17 protein-coding genes are annotated in these 24,238 nt (G+C 65.1%); 8 read left to right on the plus strand and 9 right to left on the minus strand.

Features of this window, described 5'->3' with window-relative positions; genetic code table 11:
• The first annotated feature begins 1 nt into the window (after position 1).
• The 3 genes from AB5K84_RS36245 (at position 2) to AB5K84_RS36255 (ending at position 2,485) form a co-directional block, all read left to right on the plus strand.
• Positions 2 to 970 (plus strand): Bug family tripartite tricarboxylate transporter substrate binding protein, encoded by a 969-nt coding sequence (locus AB5K84_RS36245; RefSeq protein ID WP_028175203.1) that lies wholly within the window; start codon positions 2 to 4, stop codon positions 968 to 970.
• A gap of 25 nt (positions 971 to 995) precedes the next feature.
• Positions 996 to 1,535: a VOC family protein gene (locus AB5K84_RS36250; protein ID WP_011085038.1), complete on the plus strand. Its 540-nt coding sequence runs from the start codon at positions 996 to 998 to the stop codon at positions 1,533 to 1,535.
• 137 nt (positions 1,536 to 1,672) lie between these two features.
• Positions 1,673 to 2,485 (plus strand): class I SAM-dependent methyltransferase, encoded by an 813-nt coding sequence (locus tag AB5K84_RS36255; RefSeq protein WP_011085037.1) that lies wholly within the window; start codon positions 1,673 to 1,675, stop codon positions 2,483 to 2,485.
• 35 nt (positions 2,486 to 2,520) lie between these two features.
• On the opposite strand, the gene AB5K84_RS36260 is transcribed toward AB5K84_RS36255, so the two are convergent.
• The 3 genes from AB5K84_RS36260 to AB5K84_RS36270 form a co-directional block, all read right to left on the minus strand.
• A complete protein-coding gene (locus AB5K84_RS36260) occupies positions 2,521 to 4,083 on the minus strand; it encodes a L,D-transpeptidase (protein WP_011085036.1) in 1,563 nt (520 codons plus the stop codon).
• Between the two features lie 427 nt (positions 4,084 to 4,510).
• Complete coding sequence (locus tag AB5K84_RS36265; protein ID WP_063921406.1) at positions 4,511 to 5,560, minus strand: fatty acid desaturase; 1,050 nt, start codon at positions 5,558 to 5,560, stop codon at positions 4,511 to 4,513.
• Between the two features lie 729 nt (positions 5,561 to 6,289).
• On the minus strand, positions 6,290 to 6,595 hold the full coding sequence (locus tag AB5K84_RS36270) for a GlsB/YeaQ/YmgE family stress response membrane protein (protein ID WP_038966522.1): 306 nt from the start codon (positions 6,593 to 6,595) through the stop codon (positions 6,290 to 6,292).
• A 278-nt stretch (positions 6,596 to 6,873) separates the two neighbouring features.
• On the opposite strand from AB5K84_RS36270, the gene AB5K84_RS36275 reads away from it, so the two are divergent.
• The 3 genes from AB5K84_RS36275 to AB5K84_RS36285 all read left to right on the plus strand — a co-directional run bounded on the left by AB5K84_RS36275 (position 6,874) and on the right by AB5K84_RS36285 (position 8,271).
• A complete protein-coding gene (locus AB5K84_RS36275; protein ID WP_011085033.1) occupies positions 6,874 to 7,149 on the plus strand; it encodes a hypothetical protein in 276 nt (91 codons plus the stop codon).
• A gap of 159 nt (positions 7,150 to 7,308) precedes the next feature.
• Positions 7,309 to 7,986 carry a Crp/Fnr family transcriptional regulator gene (locus tag AB5K84_RS36280; RefSeq protein ID WP_011085032.1) on the plus strand — a complete coding sequence of 226 codons (678 nt, stop codon included), beginning with the start codon at positions 7,309 to 7,311 and terminating at the stop codon, positions 7,984 to 7,986.
• Positions 7,987 to 8,043: 57 nt separating this feature from the next.
• A complete protein-coding gene (locus AB5K84_RS36285; RefSeq protein ID WP_028175197.1) occupies positions 8,044 to 8,271 on the plus strand; it encodes a hypothetical protein in 228 nt (75 codons plus the stop codon).
• Positions 8,272 to 8,350: 79 nt separating this feature from the next.
• Here AB5K84_RS36285 and AB5K84_RS36290 read toward each other — a convergent pair whose 3' ends face one another.
• The 3 genes from AB5K84_RS36290 to AB5K84_RS36300 all read right to left on the minus strand — a co-directional run bounded on the left by AB5K84_RS36290 (position 8,351) and on the right by AB5K84_RS36300 (position 10,753).
• Entirely contained in the window at positions 8,351 to 8,689 is a 339-nt protein-coding gene (locus tag AB5K84_RS36290; RefSeq protein WP_049832558.1) for a hypothetical protein, read from the minus strand.
• Between the two features lie 46 nt (positions 8,690 to 8,735).
• Positions 8,736 to 8,882 (minus strand): hypothetical protein, encoded by a 147-nt coding sequence (locus AB5K84_RS36295; RefSeq protein WP_156149857.1) that lies wholly within the window; start codon positions 8,880 to 8,882, stop codon positions 8,736 to 8,738.
• Between the two features lie 434 nt (positions 8,883 to 9,316).
• Positions 9,317 to 10,753: a lipopolysaccharide biosynthesis protein gene (locus AB5K84_RS36300; protein WP_011085030.1), complete on the minus strand. Its 1,437-nt coding sequence runs from the start codon at positions 10,751 to 10,753 to the stop codon at positions 9,317 to 9,319.
• A gap of 385 nt (positions 10,754 to 11,138) precedes the next feature.
• Here AB5K84_RS36300 and AB5K84_RS36305 point away from each other — a divergent pair, with 385 nt between their 5' ends.
• Complete coding sequence (locus AB5K84_RS36305; RefSeq protein ID WP_011085029.1) at positions 11,139 to 12,206, plus strand: endo-1,4-beta-xylanase; 1,068 nt, start codon at positions 11,139 to 11,141, stop codon at positions 12,204 to 12,206.
• 12 nt (positions 12,207 to 12,218) lie between these two features.
• On the opposite strand, the gene AB5K84_RS36310 is transcribed toward AB5K84_RS36305, so the two are convergent.
• The 3 genes from AB5K84_RS36310 to AB5K84_RS36320 form a co-directional block, all read right to left on the minus strand.
• Positions 12,219 to 13,169 (minus strand): DUF6492 family protein, encoded by a 951-nt coding sequence (locus AB5K84_RS36310; RefSeq protein ID WP_038966521.1) that lies wholly within the window; start codon positions 13,167 to 13,169, stop codon positions 12,219 to 12,221.
• Positions 13,170 to 13,264: 95 nt separating this feature from the next.
• Positions 13,265 to 14,059, minus strand: a complete 795-nt coding sequence (locus AB5K84_RS36315; RefSeq protein WP_011085027.1) for a protein-L-isoaspartate O-methyltransferase family protein — start codon at positions 14,057 to 14,059, stop codon at positions 13,265 to 13,267.
• A 1-nt stretch (position 14,060) separates the two neighbouring features.
• Positions 14,061 to 17,525, minus strand: a complete 3,465-nt coding sequence (locus tag AB5K84_RS36320; RefSeq protein WP_011085026.1) for an ATP-binding protein — start codon at positions 17,523 to 17,525, stop codon at positions 14,061 to 14,063.
• A 135-nt stretch (positions 17,526 to 17,660) separates the two neighbouring features.
• Between AB5K84_RS36320 and AB5K84_RS36325 the strand changes: the two genes are divergently transcribed.
• Positions 17,661 to 24,125 (plus strand): amino acid adenylation domain-containing protein, encoded by a 6,465-nt coding sequence (locus tag AB5K84_RS36325; protein WP_441232728.1) that lies wholly within the window; start codon positions 17,661 to 17,663, stop codon positions 24,123 to 24,125.
• The last annotated feature ends 113 nt before the right edge of the window (positions 24,126 to 24,238 follow it).

Genomic DNA, 24,238 nt, shown 5'->3' on the forward strand with positions numbered 1-24,238 from the left:
CATCATGCTGCGCACCGTCACGCTTTCGTTTCTCGCATTGCTGTCGGCGGCGTTGCCCGTCCGGGCCGAGGATCCCGCCGCCTACCCCACCCACAAGATCAGGATGCTGCTTCCTTACGCGGCTGGCGGCGGCGGCGATGTGGTCGGCCGGTTGCTCGCGGACAGGATGGGCAAGACGCTCGGGCAGAGCATCTATATCGAGAACCACACGGGTGCGGCCGGTACGCTCGGCACGCAAATGGTCGCGGCGTCGCCGAACGACGGCTACACCATCACCGTCGGCGGCATGACCACGCATGTGCTGGCGCCCGCGATCTATCCAAAGCTGGCTTACGATCCGATCAAGGATTTCACGACGATCGGCCGCGTCGGCACCTCCTCGATCATGCTGGTGGCGACCAAGGACTTTTCCGCCAATGACATCAAGGGCCTGATTGCGCTCGCCAAGAAGGGCGAGCCGATCCAGTATGGCAGCTGGGGCGTCGGCTCGACCGGGCAATTCTGCGCGGAGATCTTGATGCAGCAGCGCGGCATCAAGATGGATCACGTGCCCTTCAACGGCATCGCGAAACTCGCCGGCGACCTGCTCGGCGGCCACATCTCGCTTGCGACACTCGACATGGCGACCGCGACGCCGCTGGTGAAGGACGGCTCGATCAAGGCGCTGGCCGCCTGCGGCGAGCGCTCGCCGAGCCTGCCCGACGTCGCGAGCTACAAGGAACAGGGCGTGGCGTTCGACCGCAGCCTGTCCTGGGCGATGTATGCGCCGGCGGGCCTTGCCGAGCCGGTCGCCAAGAAGCTCTCGGCGGCCCTGAAGGACGCGCTCGGCGATGCCGAGGTGAAGGAGAAGCTGCTTGCGCTCGGCATCACGCCGCAATTCGTCCCCGGCGAGGAGCAGCGCGACATCAACGCCCGCGACATCGCGGCCTGGAAGCAGGTTGCCAAGGACGCGGGCATCGAGGTCAAGTGAATCGGCCAAGAAGAGGAGCGCGGGCATGAGCCGCATCTTCGGCGCGGTGCGCCAGAACGGATATGTGGTGCGGGACATCCACGCCGCGATGAAGCACTGGATCGAGGTGATGGGCGTCGGTCCCTGGTACTACATGGATCGCGTCAGGACCGACTGGTTCCGCCATCGCGGCCAGGACTCCGCCGTCGAGATGAGCATTGCGCTGGCCAATTCCGGCGACCTCCAGATCGAGCTGATCCAGCAGCGCAACGATGCGCCCTCGCTGTACAAGGAATTCCTCGACGCCGGCCACGAAGGACTCCAGCACATGTCGTATTGGAGCCACGACTATCAGGCGCTCTACGACAAGGCGCTCGCGCTCGGCTACAGGATCGGCCACGAGGGCCAGATCGGCGGCGACAAGGGACGCTTTGCCTATTTCGACACCCAGGCGCATCCGGGAACAGTGATCGAGATCTCCGACACCAGCGGCACCAAGGGGCCGTTCTTCGAGAAGGTCCGGCAGGCGGCGATGAACTGGGACGGCACGCGGCCGATCCGGGAGGTTGTCGGCGGGAGATCGTAGGATCGGTCGTCGGCCTTGCGATGTTGCTCGAAGCGCACGGCCAGGAATGGAGCGGCGGGATTTGTCTCGTTGCTGGCGCGACAGTGGGGAAACCATGCTAACGTGAGCCCCGTGTCCGAACCTTCAGCGAGGCAAACATGTCCTCCACCGACAAGGTCTTCGCCGGCTCGATTCCGAAAATCTACGACGAGTATCTCGTCCCGCTGATCTTCGCCCACTACGCCGCCGACATCGCCAGGCGTGTCGCCGCGCTCTCCCCGTCAACGCTGCTGGAAACCGCCGCGGGCACCGGCGCCGTGACGCGGGCCGTGACGGCGGCGCTGCCTCCCGGCATCCGTTACGTCGCGACCGATCTCAACGAGCCGATGCTCGCGATCGCGGCGCAGCGCCAGGCCGACGACAATCGCATTACCTGGCGCCCGGCGGATGCCACCGCGCTGCCGTTCGACGACGCCGCGTTTGACGTGGTCTGCTGCCAGTTCGGCGCCATGTTCTTTCCGGATCGCATCAAGGGTTACGCCGAGGCGAAGCGGGTCTTACGGCCGGAAGGCACGTTCGTGTTCAACGTCTGGGACCGCATCGAGGAGAACGTGTTCGCCGACGAGGCGACGGCCGTGCTCGGAAAGATCTTTCCCGACGATCCGCCGCGTTTCATGGCGCGGACGCCGCACGGCTATCACGACAAGGCCGTCATCAACGCCGATCTGGAGCAAGCGGGCTTCCGCCACATCTCAATCGAAACGCTTCCTGCCGTGAGCCGCGCGCCGACACCCGAATATGTGGCGTTCGCATACTGCCAGGGGACGCCGCTGCGAAACGAGATCGAGGCAAGGGACGCGAGCAAGCTTGAGGCCGCGACGGACGCCGTTGCCGAGGCAATCCGAATGCGCCATGGGCCCGGCCCCGTCGAAGCCAGGATTCAGGCCCTGGTGATCACGGCGCGACCTTAGTCGAAGGAGAGCTCGCTCTCCGACGGCTGCGCGTCCTACCAGAAGCTCCGCGGCATCGGCTGCGCCGGCTGATAGTACGGGTACTGGCCGCCGCGCTGCCGGCGCGGATTGACCGGTTGCGGGTTCGGATCGCGCTGGAAGAAGAAGCCGAAGCCGTTGCCGCCATTGTCCCAGCTGTCGTCGCTCGCAATGTCCATCGGAGGCGCGGTCGGCTTGCGCGTGATGAAGCCGCCCTGGGGATGGTTGCTCAGCACCGCGACGAATTCGGTGCGGTAGTTGGTCTCGCTGCTCAGTGGCTCGTCCGAGATGATGATCGACGAACGCGGCAATGCGGTCGGCGCGATGCGATCCCAAACGTCCTGCGGAATGGTGATGCGGTCGAGCGCGTCCTTGGCGTCGTCGCCGCTTTCGATCGTCACAACGCTCCAGCGCAGGCCGGTGTCGTTCTTCGCCATCGCCGTGAAGATATGCGTGCCGAGCGGCTGGTCGGGATTGCGGATCGTGACCGGGACCTCGATGCTGGTGTCAAACACCTCGCCGCCGCCATCCGGCGCCGGCTTGTGCGTGTTCCGGCGCACATAGAGCTTCTGCGTCGCGCGGCTGATGTAGACCGAGACCGGCTCGAGCGCGAGCTTTGCGTCGGTCGCAGCCTTCACGATCTCGGCCTTCTTGGTCGCAGCCGCCTTCGCGGCCTCCTTCGTGGCGGCGACGGCGTCGCGCTTCGGTTGCGCGGCCGCCTTGGCGGTGTCGAGCTGGCTCGCCGCATCGGCAGCCTTGGTGGCGGCCTTCTGCTTCAGCTCCTCGGCCTTGGCGCGGGCCTGATCGGTCTTTGCCGCCGCGAGCGACTTGTCGGCAAAAGCAAGCTCGGCATCGGCGCGGGCCTTCTGCTGTTCCAGCTTGCGCAGCGAGGCGGGGAGCGAGGCGGCCTCCTTCGCGGCGATTGCCGCGGCCTTCTTGGCCTCGTCGGCGGCCCGGGTCGCCTCCTCGGCTTCGGCGGAGAGCTTGTCGGCCCGGCTCGGCACCGCCGCAATGGCTTCGCGCTTCGGCACGAACAGCGAGGGATGGTTGAAATCGACCGGGGCCGCGTCGTTCGGCGAGATGATCACGCGCATGCCGATGTTGGTCTTGTCGAACAGCCCCTCCGCAAAGCCGAAGGGCATCCGCACGCAGCCATGCGAAGCGGCATAGCCCGGCAGCGGCCCGCCATGCAGCGCGATACCGTTCCAGGTGATGCGCTGCATGTTGGGCATCCAGGCATCGTCATACATGGTCGAGTGGTGGTCCTTGTCCTTCTCGACGATGGCGAAGACGCCGGCCGGCGTCTCGCGCCCGGTGGTGCCGGTGGACACCGGCGCACGCAGGATCCAGCCGTCGGCGTCGTAGAAGGTGACCTGCTGGCTCTTGATCGACACGATCGCCATGATCGGCTCGCCGGCCTCGCGCGGCGCCACCGCCTCGGTCGGCTGGCGCGCCTGCTTGGCCGCGGTCGCCGGGTTCACCACGGCAAGCACGGCCAACGCCGTAAGCGCGATCCTGCCGGGAGGGGCCCAACGCCGCATCGCCAGGGTGGATTGCGCCGTCGTCAGTCGGTTTTTCATGCCATGCCCCGGTCGAAATGCCAGTCCGCGCTCATGTCGATTAGGTCTCAGATTGCGATCTTTGGATTAAGAAATCGCAGCCGCCATACGTTCCGTCTGTGGCGATATTCGGCACGTTCCAACGACAAATCTCTCATATACGACGGCTCGCGCGGGCGGAAGGGTGGCTCCCGGCCAAGGCTGGTCCGAGGCTGGCGGCGATCGCTGCGGCAGAATGTCCGCCTCGGAGGGGGCGGATCCGCCGGTTTTCCCCCCGTTGCGGTGGAGCGCCGCGGCGATCACGACCCGGATCACAACGGTGCGGCGCAAACCGGCCTATATTCTTTGAACCGGCAGGCTTTGGTTGAGAATGGTGGCTAAACGCCCGGCACCTTCCGGCCGAACCTCGGCAGTAAACACCACTGCGGGGCGCGCACCTTCACGACCCTCAGCGGCCTCGCCGCGAGGCGGCCGCCGGCGTCGGCGAGGCGGTTGAGGTCAAGGCTGCCTCTCCAAAGGAGACGAGCCGCAAGCGCTCCTCATCCCACAAGGTCAGCCGCACGGTCCGCAAGCTCTGGAGCAGTGTGATCCGTCCGACGCCGGCGAGCTGCGGATGGTCCCGCAACACGTCCGGCAGGCGATAGCAGGGAATTCGACTGCACAAATGATGGATGTGGTGGACGCCGATATTCGCCGTGAACCATCGCAAGACACCCGGCAATTGGTAGTGCGAGCTGCCGTACAGCGCAGCGTCGTGAAAATTCCAGTTGTCGTCGTGGGACCAGTGGGTGTGCTCGAATTGGTGCTGGACATAGAACAGCCAGACACCGATCGACGCCGCCAGAACGATGATCGGCAGGTGAACCAGCAGGAACGGCCCATAGCCGACCAGCCGGATCATCGCGCCGACGAGAACCGCGATCGCGACGTTCGTGCCCATTGTGCTCAGCCAGGGCTTCCAGCCACCGCGCATCAGCCCGACCGGCAAGCGATGCTTCAAGATGAACAAATACGAGGGACCGACGCCAAACATCACGAGAGGATGGCGATACAAACGGTACAGCATCCGACCCCATAGGGGCTGGTCGCGAAACTCGCGCACGGTCAACGTATCGATGTCGCCCGAGCCCCTGTGATCGAGATTGCCGGAGTTCGCATGGTGGCGTGCATGGTTATGTCGCCAGTAATCGTATGGCGTCAGTGTCATCACGCCGATGGCGCGGCCGACCCAATCGTTCGCAACGCGGCCGCGGAAGAACGAGCCATGTCCGCAATCGTGCTGGATCATGAAGAGACGGACCAGCAAACCCGCCGCGGGCACCTCGAGCAGCAGCGCAAACCAATAGCCGTGGTCAAGAGCGGCCCAGATCAGAACCCAGATGATGACGAGCGGCACCGCCGTGATCGCCAGCTCGAGGACACCGCGCGCACTGTCGGGCTCGCGGTAGCGGGCGAGCATCCGCGCCGTCGCGCGGATCTCCGGCGTTCTCTCAGTCATTTCTGGTCTGTTCCCGATGTCCGCCGAAGAAGTATCGTTATCGCCCACGGACGCCTCCGGCAGCAGTTCTGAGGTCCTGCCCCGCACGCACTCATATTGATCCGAGCCTGGATGTCCTGCTGAGCAATATTGCTCACGCCGGGAGCCGGCGTCCCGCCGAATTGGCCTGCCCCCCATGACACACCGCGACTGAGATGGGAAGGGACGCAGGTCGGAGATGTTCACCGACCGGCGGCGATTTTCCGGCAATGTGAGCAATATTGAACTGAAGCTGACACGCGAGCGCGGCATGCTGGCTATGACGCAGCCGGCGAATCGGCTGTCATCGGCGGCGGCTTCGGGTACAGCGTACCCCGCCATATGGGCAGGAGCTTCATATGTCCGAGGTCTATGCTCGTCCAGAACCGACGCTGATTCCGATACCCCGGCCACTCTGCCCGGCCTGCCAGAGCCGCATGATGCTGATCCACGTCGGGGCAAGCTGCGACGGTCCCAATCTTCGAATCTTCGAATGTGCCAAATGCGGGAACGTCCACAAGATATCCATGGACGACCCGATGAGATCAGCCAAATAGCAGCTGAAGGGGAACGCTCAAGGAAGCGGCCCCAGCACGGGGGTGCGAACCGGGGCCGCCATTCATCGGGTATGATGAGTGGGCATCATATCCGGTCGCCATCACCAAGTAGTCCCGGCGACGTTCGTTCCAGGCAGACTCTCACGATGCCCGCCTACCAGCGTTTGCGCCAAACGCCGCCCCAGCTTCCGCCCCATCGGCTTCGTCCGCGGACGAGCCCGATGATCATGAGCAGCAAGACCGCGCCGACCGCGGCGTCGATGATCTGCGAGACGATCCCCGAACCGAGATGGATTCCCAGCTGCGGAAATAACCAGCTCGCGATGAAGGCGCCCGCTATTCCCACGACGAGATCGCCGACCAGGCCCAAGCCCGTACCCATGACGATCTGGCCCGCAAGCCAACCGGCCGCGATGCCCACAGCCAATATGACGAGAAGGCTTTCACCAGATATGTTCATTTTCACCTCACCAACGGACGACCAAGCAGTGTTCCGTCACCCGTCAGACTAGACCCGGGCAAGGGCGGATGATGTGCAAAACTGCTCAGATGCCGATCGTATGATCGGCGCGCGGCTCAGGATCAGTTGCGGACCATTCCTTCAAAGCTGAGCAATTTTGCTCTGCAGCAGAGCGAGCCAACCGATAGGCTCTCTGATGGCCGTCCCTCGACCGGCACGAAGAGGGGTCGACAAGTGGCGCGGCTGACGCCTCTGCAGTTCGTCCAGGAGATCTCACCTTGACTATCAGAACAACACGGACCACCGTTTCGTTCGCCAATCCCTTCGTCCTTCAGGGCCTGGAGGGCACTCAGCCCGCCGGTGAATATGTCGTCGTCACTGACGACGAGCAGATCGAAGGGTTGTCGAGGATCGCCTATCGGCGCGTGGCGACGCTGCTTCAGACGCCCGCGAGGTCTGCCCCCCAATTACTGATCCAGTTCTACTCGGTCAGCCAAACGGAGCTGGATGCCGCACTCATGAAGGACCGGCATCAGACGGTCGTACGGCATTGAGAGCGCAGGCGAGCCGTATGGCGAGCCGGCCGAGGCCGCCGCCACAATTGCCTGGCCGGGATCACCGGGGGGCCCGAAGGCGGACGCAAGATTTGCCTAACGCGCCCGGCCCCGGCCCTGCTAAACTGAAGCCCCCTCCATCAGGTTCTTGACGACGTTATGCTAAAAGCGGCGAAAAGCTCGTTCGATCCAAAACTCTTTCTCGCCAAGGTCGGCGAGGGCAAAGCCATACTGAAATTCGACAAGAACCAGGTCGTGTTCTCGCAGGGCGACGCCGCGGACACGGTTTTCTACATCCAGAAGGGCAGGATCAAGGTTCTCGTCGTCTCCGAGCAGGGCAAGGAAGCCGTGGTCGGAATCATGGAGCCCGGACAATTCTTCGGCGAAGGTTGCCTGAACGGCCATCCCTTGCGGATTTCGACAACGGTGGCGATGGAGCAATGCCTGGTCACGTCGATCGCGAAATCGGCTATGCTTGCGATACTCAAGGGCGAGCCAAAGTTCTCCGAGTTGTTCATGGAGTATCTGCTCAGTCGAAACAGCCGCATCGAAGAAGACCTGATCGACCAGTTGTTCAATTCGAGCGAGAAGCGGCTTGCGCGTCTTCTCCTGCTCCTGGCGAATTTTGGCAAGGATGGCGCCACGCAGCCCATCACGGCGCAGGTCAGTCAGGAGACGCTCGCAGAGATGATCGGGACGACCCGCTCACGCGTCAGCTTTTTCATGAACAAATTTCGCAAGCTCGGCTTTATCACCTACAACGGCAAGATCGAGGTTCACAGTTCCCTCCTGAACGCGGTCTTGTATGACAAGCCTGAGATCGTGAGGGACGACTGAGACAGTTGGGGGCAAGAACGCCTCGAGCCGCCTCCTGCAACGATATGAAGGTACCCCATGAAAAAGCCGACCGCGCACGTCGACGAGATCGCGCCGAGAATCATTCAAAGGGCTGACGTCGCACCGGCCGATGGCTTCACGCTTGTGGTCGATGGCCACTTCAAGACCCGTTACGACAGCGAAACTGCTGCCCGAGAAGCCGGCGCCGAGTTGCTCGGCAGATTCCCAATGCTGCAAATCCTGGTCTACGATGCTGCGACCGGGATGCGGTCGCCGCTGCAATAGATTTTCGGCGTGACCGGGCCCGCATCGGGTGTCGTTGCGGGCCTGTGCGAAGTGTTCGTGAAGCTCTCGGAATGCAGGATCATCCTTTCTTGGGACGATCGGACGGGGTGTCCGAGACCTGCCGGCGCAGACGTATTGCTTCCGCAAAGCTGTCAGATGGCTGCCTTTGCGGAGCGGGACGGTTCTCGGGCTCGTCAGGCTCCGGTGCTCGCAGGACGGAGAGCAGCGCTTCGCTGTCGCGGTCCAGACGCTTGTCAGCACCCGACGCGTCGAGCGTATGGCCGACCAACTCGCCCGAGAGACGATAGATATTGTTCCCCCGGAGATCGTAGACTTTCTTGCCGGTGAGGTCGAAGATCGATGTGCCGTTCAGAACCCCGGCGCGGATTCCCCTGTTGTTGAATATGTATCCGCTCACCACACATCTCCCATCGACGGCCCTTTGGCGGTACGCCGGCGACCGCCTATCGGGTCGCAACCCGGCCTTTCGCCTCCTCCTCGGCCAGACGTATCATGAGCCATTGCCGCCGGACGTCGTCTTTGGCCAGATCGATCTGCCGTCTGAGGATTTTGAGGTTTTCGAGGTGGATGAAGTCTTCCAGGTCCTCCATTCGGGGGCACCCGCTCAGGTCGGTGGCCTCAAATCGTGACTGGCGAGCCAGAGGGCCGCGGCCGATCTCATCGGATCGGTTTCGACTGCGGCAGCACGAATGTGATGGCAGGCGCACGCGAACGTTCCGATGTCAAAGGCGGATGAGCCGGGGATCCTCACCAAGCTCATGGGTTCGCCGCACCTGGGACAGCGCGGCCGCCGGTCTGATGCAAGTGACGAACCGAATGAGTGGGAATGTTGCAAATGCATGCGATGCACCCTCGAGATCAGGCGGGAGCGTTACAGCACTCTCAGTCACCGATAGATGCCGATAAGGGGCGGTGATACAGCCAGCATGAGCCGCCGGGACCGAAGTTACTGGTCAATATTGCTCGCTCGAGCAAAGTTCCCGCCGCCTGGAGCCCGGCCCGGTTGCCTCGGCAGACACCGCGGCTAGACGCCCAGCGCCTTCCGATTGAAGGTTCGCAGAACACGCAGCGACAGCGTTCGCACGTTCGCGACATTGAGAAGCCACGCCGCGGCGGCGTAAGCGAAACCGCCCGCAAGGCTCACGATGACCAGCGCGACGAGCCCGGTGCCGTTGACCTGCGACCGCGCGACGAGGATCGCAGCCGCCATGGCTGCGGCGGAGGCGGCAACGCCGGCGAGACGATTGACGTCGAACGGCACGGGATGGGCACGGTGCATCAGGACGAGTGCGACGACGAAGCCGATCGCCTCGGTCGCAAGCGTCGCCAGCGCCGCGCCGTTGAGACCGTAGCCTGCGACCAGCGCGAACATCAGCGCGACGCTCACCACGAGCGTGAGGAAGGACTGCGCCGCCAGCATGAACGGCCGCTCGGCGAGCTGAAAGCTGATCTGGACGTAGAACTGATTGGCGATGCCGAAGAAGCGGGCGAGCACCAGGGTCGGCAGCAGCGCCGACACGCCGGCGCGGAAGTCGACGCCGACCAGCGTGCCTGCGACCTGGTCCGCCGCCAGCGCCAGCCAGATCGCGACGGGCGCGACGACGACGAGCAGCAGCTCGAGACTTTCGTTCAACCGCTCGCGCGTGGTCTCATTGTTCTTCTCCGACAGCGATCGGAACACGAGCGGCACGGTCGCCGCGGCGACGCTGGAGGCGATCATCACCATGAACTGGCGCGGCAGATCGGCGGCGACGCCAAAGATGCCGGCGGCGTCCTTGCCGAGGAGATAAGCGACGATCAGGCGGTCGCAGGTCGAGTACAGCGCGACCGAGAGACCGGCCAGCGTCAGCGGCAGGCCGTAGCGCGCCAGCTGCATGAACTGGCTGCGCTGGAAAGGCGCGATCCTGGTGCGGTCGCCGACGAGATTGAGGATGATGCCGGTCAGCGAGCCCAGCCCGAACGCCGCGAGCAGGCCCATGCCGCCCCAGCCGAGCCAGATCCCGAGCAGGCCGAAGCCCACGCTCGATACGCTGCGCACGATCGAGATCGCCGCGAACCGGTAAGGGCGCAATTTGGCGCGCTCGAACTCCTGGCCGACATCGACCGCATTGGCCATGATCGCGACGAACATGCTGACGAGCAGCAGCTCGACGCTGACGTCGCTGCGGAACAGGAAGACCAGCGGGGTCGTGGCACAGAGCACCGCGGCCGTGAGCCCAAAGGCGACCATCGCCGTGCCGCGAAAATCCACCTCCGCCGACATCGCCTGATAGCGGGACACCGACAGCTTGATCCAGGCGAAGAAGATCGCACCCAGAATGCCGGCAAGGCTGATGCCGACGACATAGACGCCGTACTCTGCGGGCGTCAGCAGCCGCGTGTAGGCGGTGACCGCGAAGAAGCCCACCGCCGCAGGCAGGATATAGGCGACCAGGTAGATGGAGAAATGGCGGTTCAGCATGCGGGCACGGGACCGGAAGCGGTCATGCGAGTTTTGCGGCCGTTGATCAGTTGGACCTTGGGGTGGCGATCGGACTGCGCCGCAGCATCCCCGAAGAGTGTCACATAAGTCTGCAAATCGGGCCGCGAATGGAGCAGCACGGCGGATTTCGCGCGTTAGCGTTAAATTTGCCCTTTCCTCGAACCGGAGCCGCAGATCACTGATAAGAGACCATCATTCAGGCGCCTTAAGACGCTTTCCAGCGCGTGAACGCGCTGGAACAGCGATGCAGCGGCCCATGGGTTGACGCACCTGACATCCGGCAAAGGTTAACCCAACACGACGAAACCCCGGCATTGCACGGCGCCGCTTGGTACGATGGCGCATTGGTTCCCGAGGGAATGCCGTGGCAAGGCTCGACAGACGCGAATTCCTTCTCGGCAGCGCCGCGACGCTTGCGGCGGGTGCATCCGCGTCAGCCTTGCCGGCGTCGAAACTTGCCCAGCGCCGTCCGGGATTTGGTGCAGCGGCAACGCTCTGGGACCTGCAGGCCGATCCGCGGCTTGGCGAAGCCATCAGCACCTATTGCACGCAGGTCGTGCCGGTGCTCGAGCTGAAATGGCCGATGCTGCGCCCGGACGCGCACACGTTTGCCTTCGAGCGCGCTGACGCGATCCTGGATTTCGCGCGGGCGAACGATCTGACGATGCGCGGGCATGCGCTGGCCTGGTATCACGACATTCCAGACTGGACCAAGCAGATCAAGGACGCCAAAGGCGTCGAGCGTGCGTATCTCGACCACATCGGCACCGTCGTCTCCTACTACAAGGAGAAGCTGACGTCGTGGGACGTCGTCAACGAGCCGATCCCGGACAATCCCCGCAGTCCGAAAGACCGGCGCGACACGTTCTGGACGCAGCATCTCGGCAACAACTGGATCCCGCTCGCCTTCCGCACGGCGGCCGCGGCCGATCCCTTCGTCAAGCTCGCGATCAACGAATACGACATCGAGTCGGCCAAGGACTCCTTCATCGCCAAGCGCGCTGCCTACCGCAACCTGATCATGGAGCTGCTCGACCAAGGTGTCCCGCTGCACGCCGTGGGATTGCAGTCGCATCTGCATGCCGAACTCGAGATCGACACCCATGGGCTCGCCGAATTCGTCACCGAGCTGCGCTCGTGGGGGCTGGAAGTTCTCGTCACCGAGCTCGACGTGGACGATCAGAAGCTGACGGGCAACCCGGCCGAGCGCGACGCCATCGTCGCCAAGCGTGTCGATGATCTCCTGACCGCGATCTCGACCAGCGGCCCGGTGCGCTCGATCCTGACCTGGGGCCTCTCGGATCGCTACAGCTGGATCAACGGCACCTTCGCCCGCGCGGACAAGCAGCCGAACCGTCCCCTGCCGCTCGACGGCGAATTCAGGCCGAAGCCGTTCATGGACGTCATCAGCAGGTTCACGAGGGACGTTTGAGGGCAGCTTGTTCTAGCGCGTCTTCGGCGTCTCGAACTCGGCTTCGTCTCCCATATGATCGGGAGACAGGCTCGGTCCGCGACGGTCGCGCGAGCTGAGACGAAACACATCGCGGATATCGTCGATCGAGGTCGACGAATAGGACTGGATGCAGAGCGCGACCTGCTCGGGCGAGGCGGCGCGCATCATCGCCTCGATGGCCGGGCGGTCGAGACGCGTGTCATCCCAATGCGAGACCGCGATGCTGTCTTCCGTCACCCGATGTGCTGCCAGATGCTCCGGCGAATTGGCGACGAAGTGGCCGTAGAGCAGGTACTCGGAAAACTTCTTCTTCCGGCACAGTGCGAGAGCCCAGCCGAGGCCAGTCGCCGACTTGATGGCGTCGGTCATCGCGCGCGCGGTATCCTTGTCCCAGACCAGCGCGTTGCCGACATAGTCGTCCGCTGGAAACGAGCGCTCCTTGATACCGAGAAGCTGATCGACGGTGCGGAGCCACAGCACGTGTAACGGGTGGTCGGCGTCGATCCCTTTGCGCGTGACAAACAGCGGCGTCTTCTCACCGCCGGCATATTGGCCGACATCGAATTCGCGGAAGAACAGATTGTCTGAATCCAGGATGCAGACGCGCTGCTCGGGCGCATTGAGGACGCCGGCGATCTTCAGCATCTGCTGGATGTGCCAGCCGTGCACGGGTGACGACAGCAGCGACAGCCAGACGCGTCGTTTGCTGATGAACTGGAGCGCCGGCGGCAGCGCCCAGAGCCATTTCGGCAAGTACCGCGAGGCCGGAACGATGACGCGCTTGTCGGAAGCGAACCGCTCGAACAGCGGCACGTCCTCATCGTTAACGAGAACATAATGCCGCGTATATCCCGTCAGCCAGGTGTCGATGCTCTCGCTGAGCAGCGAAAAGCGTTCGATATCCTTGGCATAGCTGGCAGTCAGCAGTGCAACGGAATGCATGGAGCGTGCTCGAATGGCCATCAAGCCATAGTCATAACCGCACCGGGGGGCGCTGGATACTCACATTCGCAATCAAGGTAAAATGAAACGAAGCATCAGCCATCCGACGGCAGTCCCTGCTCGATGCCGCGAAACCGCAGCGGCGCCAGCGCGGAGGCGCGCTGCCACCAGTCGGCGACGCGGTCGTCGAGCGCGGTCGTGCCGCGACCCCGGCCGGGAAAGATCCTGATCTGCTGGACCGGCTCGGCCTCGAACCCCTTGCCCCTGCGCGTGATCCTGATGACGGCACCTTCGCGGTCCCGCTGGGTCAGCGGCACCAGAAGGCGGCCGCGCGGGCGGAGCGACTGGAGCCAGAGCGGATGCGGATGCGAGAAGCCGGCATGCACGATGATGACGTCGGCGGGCGCGCCGATGTCCTCACACCCGTCGCCCTGGACGACCTCGACATTGCGATAGGCGCGAAGAAAGTTCGCGGCACGGGCTGCAAGCCGCTCGTCGCATTCGATCGCACGCACGCTGCCCTTCGGACCGACGATCTTCGACAGCACCGCCGAGAAATAGCCAAGCCCGCAGCCGATCTGGACCACGTGGTCCTTGTCCCCGACGTCGAGCAAATCGATGAAATGCGCCCACAGGCTCGGCAGGCCGGTGTCGAGCTTGCGGCGCGCGTCGATCGCGACCAGCACATTGTCGTAGAGATGAACGGGATCGGCGTCGGGCGTCAGCCGATAACTGCGCGCCGCCTCGCTCTTGATGCGCCAGGGCCCTCTCGCCAGAAAATCCTCGCGCGGCACGGCGGCGAGCGCTTCGAGCAGGCGCTTTGAGGAAATCCGCTCGCGCTTTGCGATTCTTTCCACGTAGCGCGCACGCGCGGCGGCGAGATCGCTCATGTCAGGGATCGATCCGTTCCCGAACGGGCGCGTCCGCGCGAAGGTCGTTGACGAGCTGCATCGCCTGCTTCAGGTCCGGCGTGAGGAAGCCCTCGCTGAACTTGCCGACGATCGGCGTCAGCAGGAGCGTCGCTTGCTCGCCCTTGCCGGCATCATGCGACAGGCGCGCGAGACTGACGGCGGTGCGGAGCTCCCAGGACAGCGCGCCCTGTTTGCGCGCGGTCTCCAGCGACAGCACGAACAGATCTTCCGCTTCCTGCACCGACGCCGGATTGCCGTCCGACAGGGTGATCTCGCCTTGCAGCCGATAGACCTCGGCAAGGTAGGAGTGATCGCCGGTCCGCCTTGCGGTCGCCAGCGCTCCGTCCAGCGCGCGAAGGGCGGCGTCGCGCAGGCCGACCTTGGCGTAGGCTTCCGCGAGCAGGCATCGGAACCAGCAGCCGGCGAGCCAGGAATCCATCGCCTCATATTCGTCGAGGCCGAAGCGCATCTGGCTGAGGCCCTCGTCGGCCTCGCCGAGCTGGGTCAGCGCCCAGCCGCGCAGGATCGCGGCCTGCTGCTTCCAGTGCAGGAAATTGTGCTCGGTGGCGATGATCATGGCACGGTTGGCGTGATCGCGCGTGCCTTCGACGTCGCGCAAATGCTGGCAGAGATAGGCGCCGAACACCAGCGCGAAAGCGAGCGTGAAGGGATGGCGGATCTTTTCGGCGTTCGCGATCGCCTGTTCGCTGTGCTGGCGCGCCGCGTCGGGCCGGCCGAGGAACCACAGGAGATAGCCGAGATAGGACAGCGAGACCACGCCGGGATCGGTGCCGTGGCGCACCATCAGGTCGGAATGCAGATCGGGGCTGTAGAGATTGATGCAGCGGTGCAAATGATGCTGCGAGGCGGCAAAGCGCCCGCGATAGAGCATGGTCATCGCGATCGCGCGATGCGCCTCGATCAGATAGCCGGTCTGCTGCGCCGGCTGCGTCCGCTCGCTCAGCCGCTCGCGCTTGGCGAATTTCAAAAGTTCGACGCTGAGATCGTGCGCGCGCGTCAGATCCGCTCGGATGAAGTGGCACACCCAGAGCCCGCGCGTGGCAGCAAAGGTATTCTCCTCATCGTCGAGCTGCCGGCCGAGCTCGAGCGCACGGACGTAGTTCTCCTCGACTTCCTGCACCGCATAGCCTTTGGCGGCGATCAGCGCGTTGCCGAGCGCGATGCGCAGCTCGAGCTCCATCTCGTCGGCGCCCTGCATGCGCGCATTGGCCTGCACGACGCTGAGGCCTCGGTGCAGATGGCCGATCGCCTCGAGATTGGCGCCGCTCTTGGCCGCCTGCTTGCCGGCCTTGAGCCAGAAGCTCGCCGCACCCTCGCTCTGGCCGGATTCGGTCAGATGATGGGCGAGCAGCTCCGGCTCGCGCTCGGTCTTCTCCGGATACATCTCGGCGAGCACCTGGACGATGCGGGCATGCAGCTTGCGCCGCTCGCTGTGCAGCAGGCTCGCATGCGCGGCGTTCTGGATCATCACATGCTTGAAGGAGTAGAGCGCGTCCGGCGGATGGCCGCGGCGCATGATCAGCCCCGCCTCCTCCAGGTGATTGAGCGCCGCCTCGATCTGCTCCGAAGGCGTATTGGCGACTGCGTGCAGCGTCTCATAGGAGAACTCGCGGCCGATGGTGGCACCGATCTGCGCGATCCGCTTGAACGGCCCCATCCGGTCGAGACGCGCCATCAGCGAGTCCGTCAGGGTTGCCGGGATCGCGAGTTGCCGCCACGGGCCCGACAGCACGTAGCGCCCATGCCGCTCGGTCAGCAGGTTGGATTCGAGAACGGTCTTGGTCAGCTCCTCCAGGAACAACGGCACGCCGTCGGTCTTGACGATGATCTCCTCGACGACCTCCTTGGGAAGCTCTCTCCCGGCGACGCGCTCGACCATCGTCGTGCGCAACTGCCGGCTGAGGCGGTTCAGCACCAGGGTGGTGATGTGCGAATGCGCATTCCAGCTGGGCTGGAACTCGGAGCGCGCCGTGATGATGACGAGGATCGGCTCGTTCTGCACCTTGTCGACGAAGAGATCGATGACCTCGCGGGAGGTCGGATCGATCCAGTGCAGGTCCTCGAAGACCATCACGAGCGGCATCTCGCGTGCGAGGCCGAGGAAATGATTGACCAGCGCCACGACCGTCGCGTCCTTCTGCTGCTGCGGCGACAGCTCGAGCGGCGGATAGCGGTCCCCGGTCGGAATGGACAACAGTGCGGCAAACAGCGGCGTGACCTGCTCGATGTCGCCATGGGCGGCGGCGATAGCGGTCTCCAGGCTCGCCAGCGAGTGCGCGGACGCATCCTCCCGGTCGAGGCCGAGGGAGAATTTGAGCTGCTCGGCGAACGGATAGAACGCGGTGGACGTGTAGTAGGGCGAGCACTGGAACGAGACCTGTCCGTGGCGGTCGCCTGCGATCCGCTCGAAGATCTCCTGAATGATGCGCGACTTGCCGATGCCGGGCTCGCCGAACTTGACCACGACCTGGCCGTCGCCATCCTTGACCTGCTGCCAGCGCCCCATCAGCAGCGCGATCTCCTCCTCGCGGTTGACGAGCGGCGTCAGCCGCGTGCCCATCGCGGCGGCAAACCGGGTCTCCAGGCGCGAGGCACGCACCACATGCCAGGCCTGCGTCTTCTCCGAGATGCCCTTCAGCGCGTGGACGCCGAGATTGCGGTAGTCGAACTTCCCCTTCAGCAGCGACTGCGTCGAGGCCGAAATCACCACGCCATTGGGCGGCGCCAGCGCTTGCAGGCGCGCGGCGAGATTCACGGTTTCTCCGACCGCGGAGTCGCGCTCTTCGGTGCCCTGCCCCACGAGGTCGCCGACCACGACGAGACCGGTCGCGATCCCGATGCGGACGGCGGGCGAGTGGCTCAGCGCGCCACGCGGCTCGATCGCGCGTGCGGTCGACAGCACCCGCACGATCTCGAGCCCCGCACGCACCGCGCGCTCGGCGTCGTCCTCATGTGCAGTCGGATAGCCGAAATAGACCAAAATGCCGTCGCCGACGAACCGGGCGGCAAAGCCCTCGTAGTGCTTGACCACGCGGACGCAGGTCTCGCGGAAGCTCGCGATCAAGTCACGCACGTCTTCCGGATCGAACTGCACCGAGAGCGAGGTGGAATCCACCATGTCGCAGAACATGGTGGTGAGTTGACGTCGTTCGGCCCCGACCTCCGCCCGGGCCTGCGGGGGCGCCGCGGCGGCCGGCGCCTCCGCGGTTTCAGCCTGGAACAGCGCCGCCATCGCTCGCTGGAGCCGCTTGCGATCACCAAGCGGCAATCCGAGCTCGACCAGGTCGGATTCGGTGAGATCCGCCATGACATCGAGATCGAGGCGGTGCTGCGCGAAGAGATCGGAGTAGTGCGCAAGGCCGATGCCTTCGAGCCAGCGCTTCAGCCCGCCTTCCGCTCCCGTGCCCGGCTCATTCTCCAGCATGGTGATTCTGCCCGACCATCACTCCGTCGAAGGGCTTTAGGCCCCTCAACCACAGATTTTGGGGCCCGAACTTCACCTCAGACTGGACGCGTTCCCTAACTCATAGGAAGAATAGCTCAATCAGATCAAAAAGGAATGGCATTGTCGGACATTGCATCCGGAGCGGGATCGGTCGGCGCGAGCGGCGAAACGAAGATCTTTTCCCATATCGGCGGCCTTCTCGACTTCTACGCCCGCAGGACGCCGGCGGCGCCCGCCCTCCTCGCCCCTGGCCGGCCGGCCCTCACCTACGGCGCGCTCGGCGAGCGGACGCAGGATCTGGTCCGCACGCTGCGCGGGCTCGGCATCGCGCCGGCTGACCGGATTGCCGTTGCGCTGCCGCGCGGCGCGGACAGCGCGCTGGCACTGATCGCGGTCGCATCAAGCTGCGCCTGCATCCCCGTCAATCCCGATCTGACCGCGGACGAGCTGCAACGCTATTTCAGCGAATTGAAGCTGACGGCGCTCGTCACCCGGGCCGACATGAACTCGGCCAGTCGCGACGTCGCCAGGGCGCTCGATATCGCGGTGATCGATTTCGTGCCGGGGCCGAACGACGATCTCGGAGGCTGCGCGTTCGTGGGCCCGGCGGTCGGTCCGGCGAGCACGAGCGGCGCCTCGCGCGGCGACGACGATGCGTTCATCCTCCTGACGTCAGGCACGGCGGCGCGGCCGAAAATGGTGCCACTCACGCATCGCAATGTCTGCCTGTCCGCCACCAATGCCGGCCGCGTGCTGTCGCTCACGTCCCACGATCGCCTGCTCAACGTCCTGCCGCTGTTTCACGCCCATGGTTTGATCTCGGGTCTGCTGACGGCGCTGGCCGCGGGCTCCAGCGTGATCTGCACCGAGGGTTTCGACGCCTCGTCCTTCTTCGGCTGGATGCGGGAGCTGCAACCGACCTGGTACACGGCGGTGCCGACCATTCATCGCGCGCTGCTGACGGCGGCGGAAGCGAATCCGGACCGCGCCCGGGCCTCGTCGCTGCGCGTGATCCGCTCGGCCTCGGCCTCGCTCGCGCCCGCGATCCTTGGCGGACTGGAGGCGACGTTCGGCGTTCCCGTGCTCGAAACCTACGGCATGACGGAGGCGGCCTCGCAGATCGCGGCCAACCCGTTCGAGCTGCGCAAGCTCGGATCGGTCGGCCGAGCCGCGGGGCCCGAGATCGCGGTCATGGACGAGACGGGCCGCGCGCTTGCGAGCGGCGCACACGGCGAGATCGTGCTGCGCGGCGCGAACATGAGCCGCGGCTATTATAATGACGAGGCGGCGACGCAGGCCGCCTTCCGCGACGGCTGGTTCCGGACCGGCGATCTTGGCTATCTCGATGCCGACGGCTATCTCTTCATCGTCGGCCGCATCAAGGACGTCATCAATCGCGGCGGGCAGAAGATCTCGCCGCTCGAGGTGGAAGAGGTCCTGCTCAGCCATCCGGCAGTGCTGGAGGCCGGCGTCTTTGCCGTTCCGCACCCAAAGCTCGGCGAGAACGTCGCCGCCGTCGTGGTGTTGCGAGCGAATTCCGAGGCGACCTCGGACCAGTTGCGCAAGTTCGCGCGAAAGCGTCTCGCGGCCTACAAGGTGCCGAGCCTGATCCGCAGCGTGGCGGCGCTGCCGAAGGGCGCCAGCGGCAAGGTCAAGCGCAACGCACTGGCTGATCTGATCGCGACGGCGGAGGACGCCGATGCGGCGCGCCTGCCGCGCACCACGCTGGAGACGCAGCTCGCGGAGATCTGGGCCGGTCTGCTGGAGCTGCCGCAGGTCGGCATCGATCAGGACGTCTTCGCGCTCGGCGCGGACTCGCTCGCGGTGACGCAGATGCGCTCGCGCCTGCGCGAACGCTTCAACGTCGACTTCTCGTTCGAGGACATCTTCGACTGCGCTACGGTCGCCGCGCTTGCGACCCGGCTGGAGACCGCCGCAACCCATCGCGAAGCGGCGCTGCCGGCCTGGCGCCGGGCCGGAGCTGCGACAGCGGACGCGCCGCTGTCGTACCAGCAGCAGCGGATGTACCTGCTCTCGCGGCTCGATCCGACCCGCTACAACTATAATGTCGTCGAAGTCGCGCTCCTCAAAGGCCTGGTCGACGTCGCCGCGCTTTCTGCGAGCCTCACCGCGATCTGCGCCCGCCATGAGGCGCTGCGTTCGGTCTTCGTCGAACGGCAGGGCGAGCCGGCGCAGCTTGTGCTGCAATCGCCGCCAAAATTCGAGCGGATCAAGCTCAAGCTCAAGCCCTGCCCTGCGGACAAGCAGGTCGCGGTCGTCCGGCGCGAGACGCTCAAGCTCGCGCAATATCCGTTCGACCTGGCGCACGAGCCACCACTGAAGGTCACGCTGCTGTCGTTCGACAAATCCAGCCACGCGCTGGTGGTCAATTTGCATCACCTCGTCACCGATGGCTGGTCGCAGCGGCTGTTCTGGGAGGAGCTCGCCGCCCATTATGCCGCGGCACGCAAGAAGGGCGTGGCAGCGCTGCCCTCGTCCACTTTCCAGTATCGCGACTTCGCACTGTGGCAGCAGAGCTGGGCGCGAACGCCGGTGGCAAAAGAACAGCTCGATTACTGGCGGACGCAGCTCGACGGCGTCACCACGCTGCCGCTGCGGACCGACCGGCCACGGCCGGAGATCTGGAGCGGTCACGGCGCCCGTCACTATTTCGAATTCTCCAGGGCCCTCTCGGGCGACGTCCGCGCGCTGAGCCAGGACCAGGGCGTCACGCCCTTCATGATCCTGCTCGCGGTGTTTCAGTGCCTGCTATTCCGTCACACCTCGCATGAGGATGTCGCGACCGGATCGCTGATCGCCAACCGCAACCAGATCGAGAGCGAGCGTCTGATCGGGCTGTTCGCCAACACCCTGATCCTGCGCAACGATTTCGGCGGCGATCCCAGCTTCGGAGAGATGTTGCGGCGGGTGCGCCAGGTCACGCTGGATGCCTACCGCAACCAGGACCTCCCTATCGAGGAGGTGCTACGTGCGCTCCAGATCGCACGCCGGAGCGACGGCAATCCGCTGTTCCGGATCATGTTCATCCTCCAGAACGCCTCGATCGAGGCGGTACGCTTTCCGGGTCTGTCGACGCGGCGGCTGGAGGTCGATCCAAACGTGGCGCGATTCGACATCACGCTCGAGCTGGTCGAGGCCGACGGCCGATTCACCGGGTTCTTCGAGTACGCCACCGATCTGTTCGATGCGGCCACGATCGAAGACATGGCTGCTCAATTCAAGACCCTGCTCAAGGCCGTCATCGCCAATCCGGAACAGCGCATCTCGCGCCTGCCGCTGCTGACCGAAGCCGAACGCCGGCAACTGCTGGCGAAGGGCCACGGCGTGCCGGCCAATTTCACCACGCGCGGCAATTTGAGCGAACGCTTCGACCGTCAGGCCAGGACAACGCCGAACGCTGTTGCGGTGTCGGACGGACACACATCGCTGAGCTATCGCGAGCTGGCCCGGCGCAGTCAGGCGGCCGCGCGCTGGCTGGCCCGCGAAGGCGTCGGTGCCGAGAGCGTGGTCGCCTTGCTCGCGGAGCGCGGACCCGATCTGCTCGCCGCAATGATCGCGGTGCAGCGCGTGGGCGCGGCCTTCCTGAACCTCGATCCCGACCAGCCGCCGGCGCGGCTTGCGACCATTCTCGGATCGAGCTGCGCCCGCGTGCTGCTGATCGGGCGCGCCCAATCGGCCATGGTCGAGGCACTGCTCGAGCCGTTGGTCGAGCGCATCCAGGTGGCCGAGCTCGACGACGCGATCGCGCCGCGGGCGACCAAGCCGGCCCGCGCCGCGCGGCGCGCGGCATCCAGCCTCGCCTATCTCATCTATACATCGGGCTCCTCCGGCGCGCCGAAAGGCGTCATGATCGAACAGCGCGGGCTGTCGAACCATCTGGCGTCGCTGATTTCCGAGCTGAAGCTGTCGGCCAGGGACGTGATCGCGCAAACCGCGCCGCAGAGCTTCGTCATCTCGGTCTGGCAGTTCCTCGCTGGGCCGATGGTCGGTGCGCGCGTGCATGTCTGCGGCAACGCGATCGTGCAGGACCCGATCCTGCTCGCGCGGGAGATCGAGCGCGAAGGCATCACCGTGCTCGAGATCGTCCCGTCGCTGCTGCGCGTGATCGTCGATCGCATGGACGAAGCGCCGATCCTGCGCGCCTTCGCGAGGCTCCGCCTCCTGATCTCGACCGGCGAGCCGCTGCCGGTCGACCTCTGCCGCGCCTGGTTCGCCCGCTGCCCGAAAGTGCCGCTGATCAATGCCTATGGCGCATCGGAATGTTCCGACGACGTCTCCCTGCATCGCCTGACCAAGCCGCCCGCGACCGCGACGAGCAACGTTCCGGTCGGCGCGCCGCTGCCGAACACCCAGCTCTACGTGCTCGACGCAAACCTTGAGCCGCAGCCGGTCGGCGTGACCGGCGAGCTCTGCATCGGCGGCGCGGGCGTCGGCCGCGGCTATATCAACGATCCCGCGCAGAACAAGCAACGCTTCCTGCCCGATCCGTTCTTGCGCCAGGCTGCTAGCCGGCTGTACCGGACCGGCGACCTCGCCCGCCGCCGCGCCGACGGGACGATCGAGTGCCTCGGCCGCGCCGACCATCAGGTCAAGGTCCGCGGCTACCGCATCGAGCTCAAGGAGATCGAGAATGCGCTGGCTGACCATCCGAGTGTGCGCGCCGGCATCGTCGAGCCGCGCCGCGAGGCCAGCGGCGATGTCAGGCTGATCGCCCATATCGTCGCAAGGCCCGGCAGCCGGGTCAGCGCCAGCGAGTTGCGCGACTTCCTGAAGAGCCGACTGCCCGGCCATGCCATCCCGTCCGCATTCCTATTCATGGATCAGGTGCCGCTCAACGCCCATGGCAAGATCGACCGGTCCATGCTGCTGGCACCCGCACAGCAAGAAGCATCCGAGCCGGATGCGGCCGTGCCGGCGCGGCGTTTCACCGAAAAGGTGCTCTCCGATATCTGGATCGATCTGCTGAAGGTCGAGAACCTCAGTGTCACCGACAATTTCTTCGATCTCGGCGGCCATTCGTTGCTGGCGGGTCAGGCGATGGCGCGCGTCGCCCGTGCGCTCGGCGTCTCGCTGCCGATCAAGACCATCTTCGAGGCGCCGACGATCGAGGAACTTGCCCGGCGGGTCGACGAGGCCGTGGCGGCGAAGCCGCACAAGCCTGCTGCAAGCCTGCCAAGACTCACTGAAACAAGGCTGGCTGAAAACGGCCCTCCAACGCTCTCGATCGCGCAGGACCAGATGATTCGCATCGAGCAGAGCCTGCCGGGGCTGCCGCTGTTCAACCTGCCCTTCGCCTTCCGCCTCCAGGGCCCGCTCGATCCGGCCACCCTCGCCCAGGCGTTCGGCGACATCGTGCGCCGCCACGAATCGCTGCGGACCGCGTTCGGCTGGAGCGGCGGGGAGCCGGTCAGCCGCATCGCCACACCCAGCGAACTCGGGCCGGTCCTCACCGTCGAGGTCATTGGCGACGGGCGGCCGCACAACAACAAGCGGCGCCAGGCGCTCGAACTCAGGAAGATCGATCTCCTGATCGAGCAGGAGACCTACACCCCGTTCGACACCGCGCGGCCGCCGCTGTTGCGGGCACGGCTGTTGCGGCTCCATGCCGACGATCACGTGCTGCTGCTGACGCTGCATCATGCCGTTGCCGACGGCTGGTCGATCGGCGTGCTGTTTGAGGAATTGTCGAGCCGCTATGCGGCGCTGGCCGGACGTCCCTCAGCGCCGCTGCCGAAGCTGCCGCCGGCCTTTTCGGACGTCGCACGCTGGCAGCGCTGGTGGTGCGGCACCGACGCCGCCCGCCGCCAGGCCGCCGACTGGACGGAGAATCTGCGCGGTGCGGCTCCAATCTTCGACGGCGACGCGAACCCGGGCGCATCCACCGGTCACCATCCGCTCAGGCTCGAACCCGACCTGATCGCGCGGCTCACGGCGTTCGCCGGTCAGCATAACGCCACGCTGTTCATGTGCCTGCTCACCGGCCTGAAGGCCCTGCTGCTGGCACGGACCGGCCGTACCGACATCTCGGTCGCCACCGCGATGGCCAATCGCGCCCAGCCGGACACCGACCGAATCGTCGGCCCGTTCGAGAATACGGTGATCGTCCGCACGAAAATCACGCCGGATCTGTCGTTCGCCCAAGCCTTGGTCCGCGTGCGCCAGAGCGTGCTCGATGCGCATGCGCGGCAGGAGCTGCCGTTCAACATGCTGGCCGACCATCTGGAGCAGCAGGGGATCGACCCGGCCGCGCTGCTCCAAGTCTATTTCACGCTGCAAAATCCGCTGCGCCAGCCGCTCGACCTGCCGGAGATTGCGGTGCAATCGATCGGAAACATCGCGCGCGAGGGGCAGCCGGTGCTGCCGATCGACCAGACCTGGCTGTCGCTGATGCTCAAGGAGCGCCCGACCGGAATCACCGGTTCATGCAATTACAAGGGCGAACTGCTCGAGGCCCGTATGGTCGGCGAGTGGATTGAGGATTTCGTCGCGCTGCTGGGGGCCGCCGCCGCCCAACCCAACACACCGCTCGACCGATTGCTCGATCGCAGGGCTGCTTGACCGCCTGTACAGCACGGGCGAATACAGGTTCACTCGTCAAAGCTGTGAATGACCAAGTTGCATCTTGATTATTTGGCGCCAGCGCGCAAGATTATTCTCGCGTTTCGATTTGG

Origin of the sequence: Bradyrhizobium sp. 1200_D9_N1_1, from assembly GCF_052075915.1 — a bacterium.
Lineage (GTDB): Bacteria > Pseudomonadota > Alphaproteobacteria > Rhizobiales > Xanthobacteraceae > Bradyrhizobium > Bradyrhizobium diazoefficiens.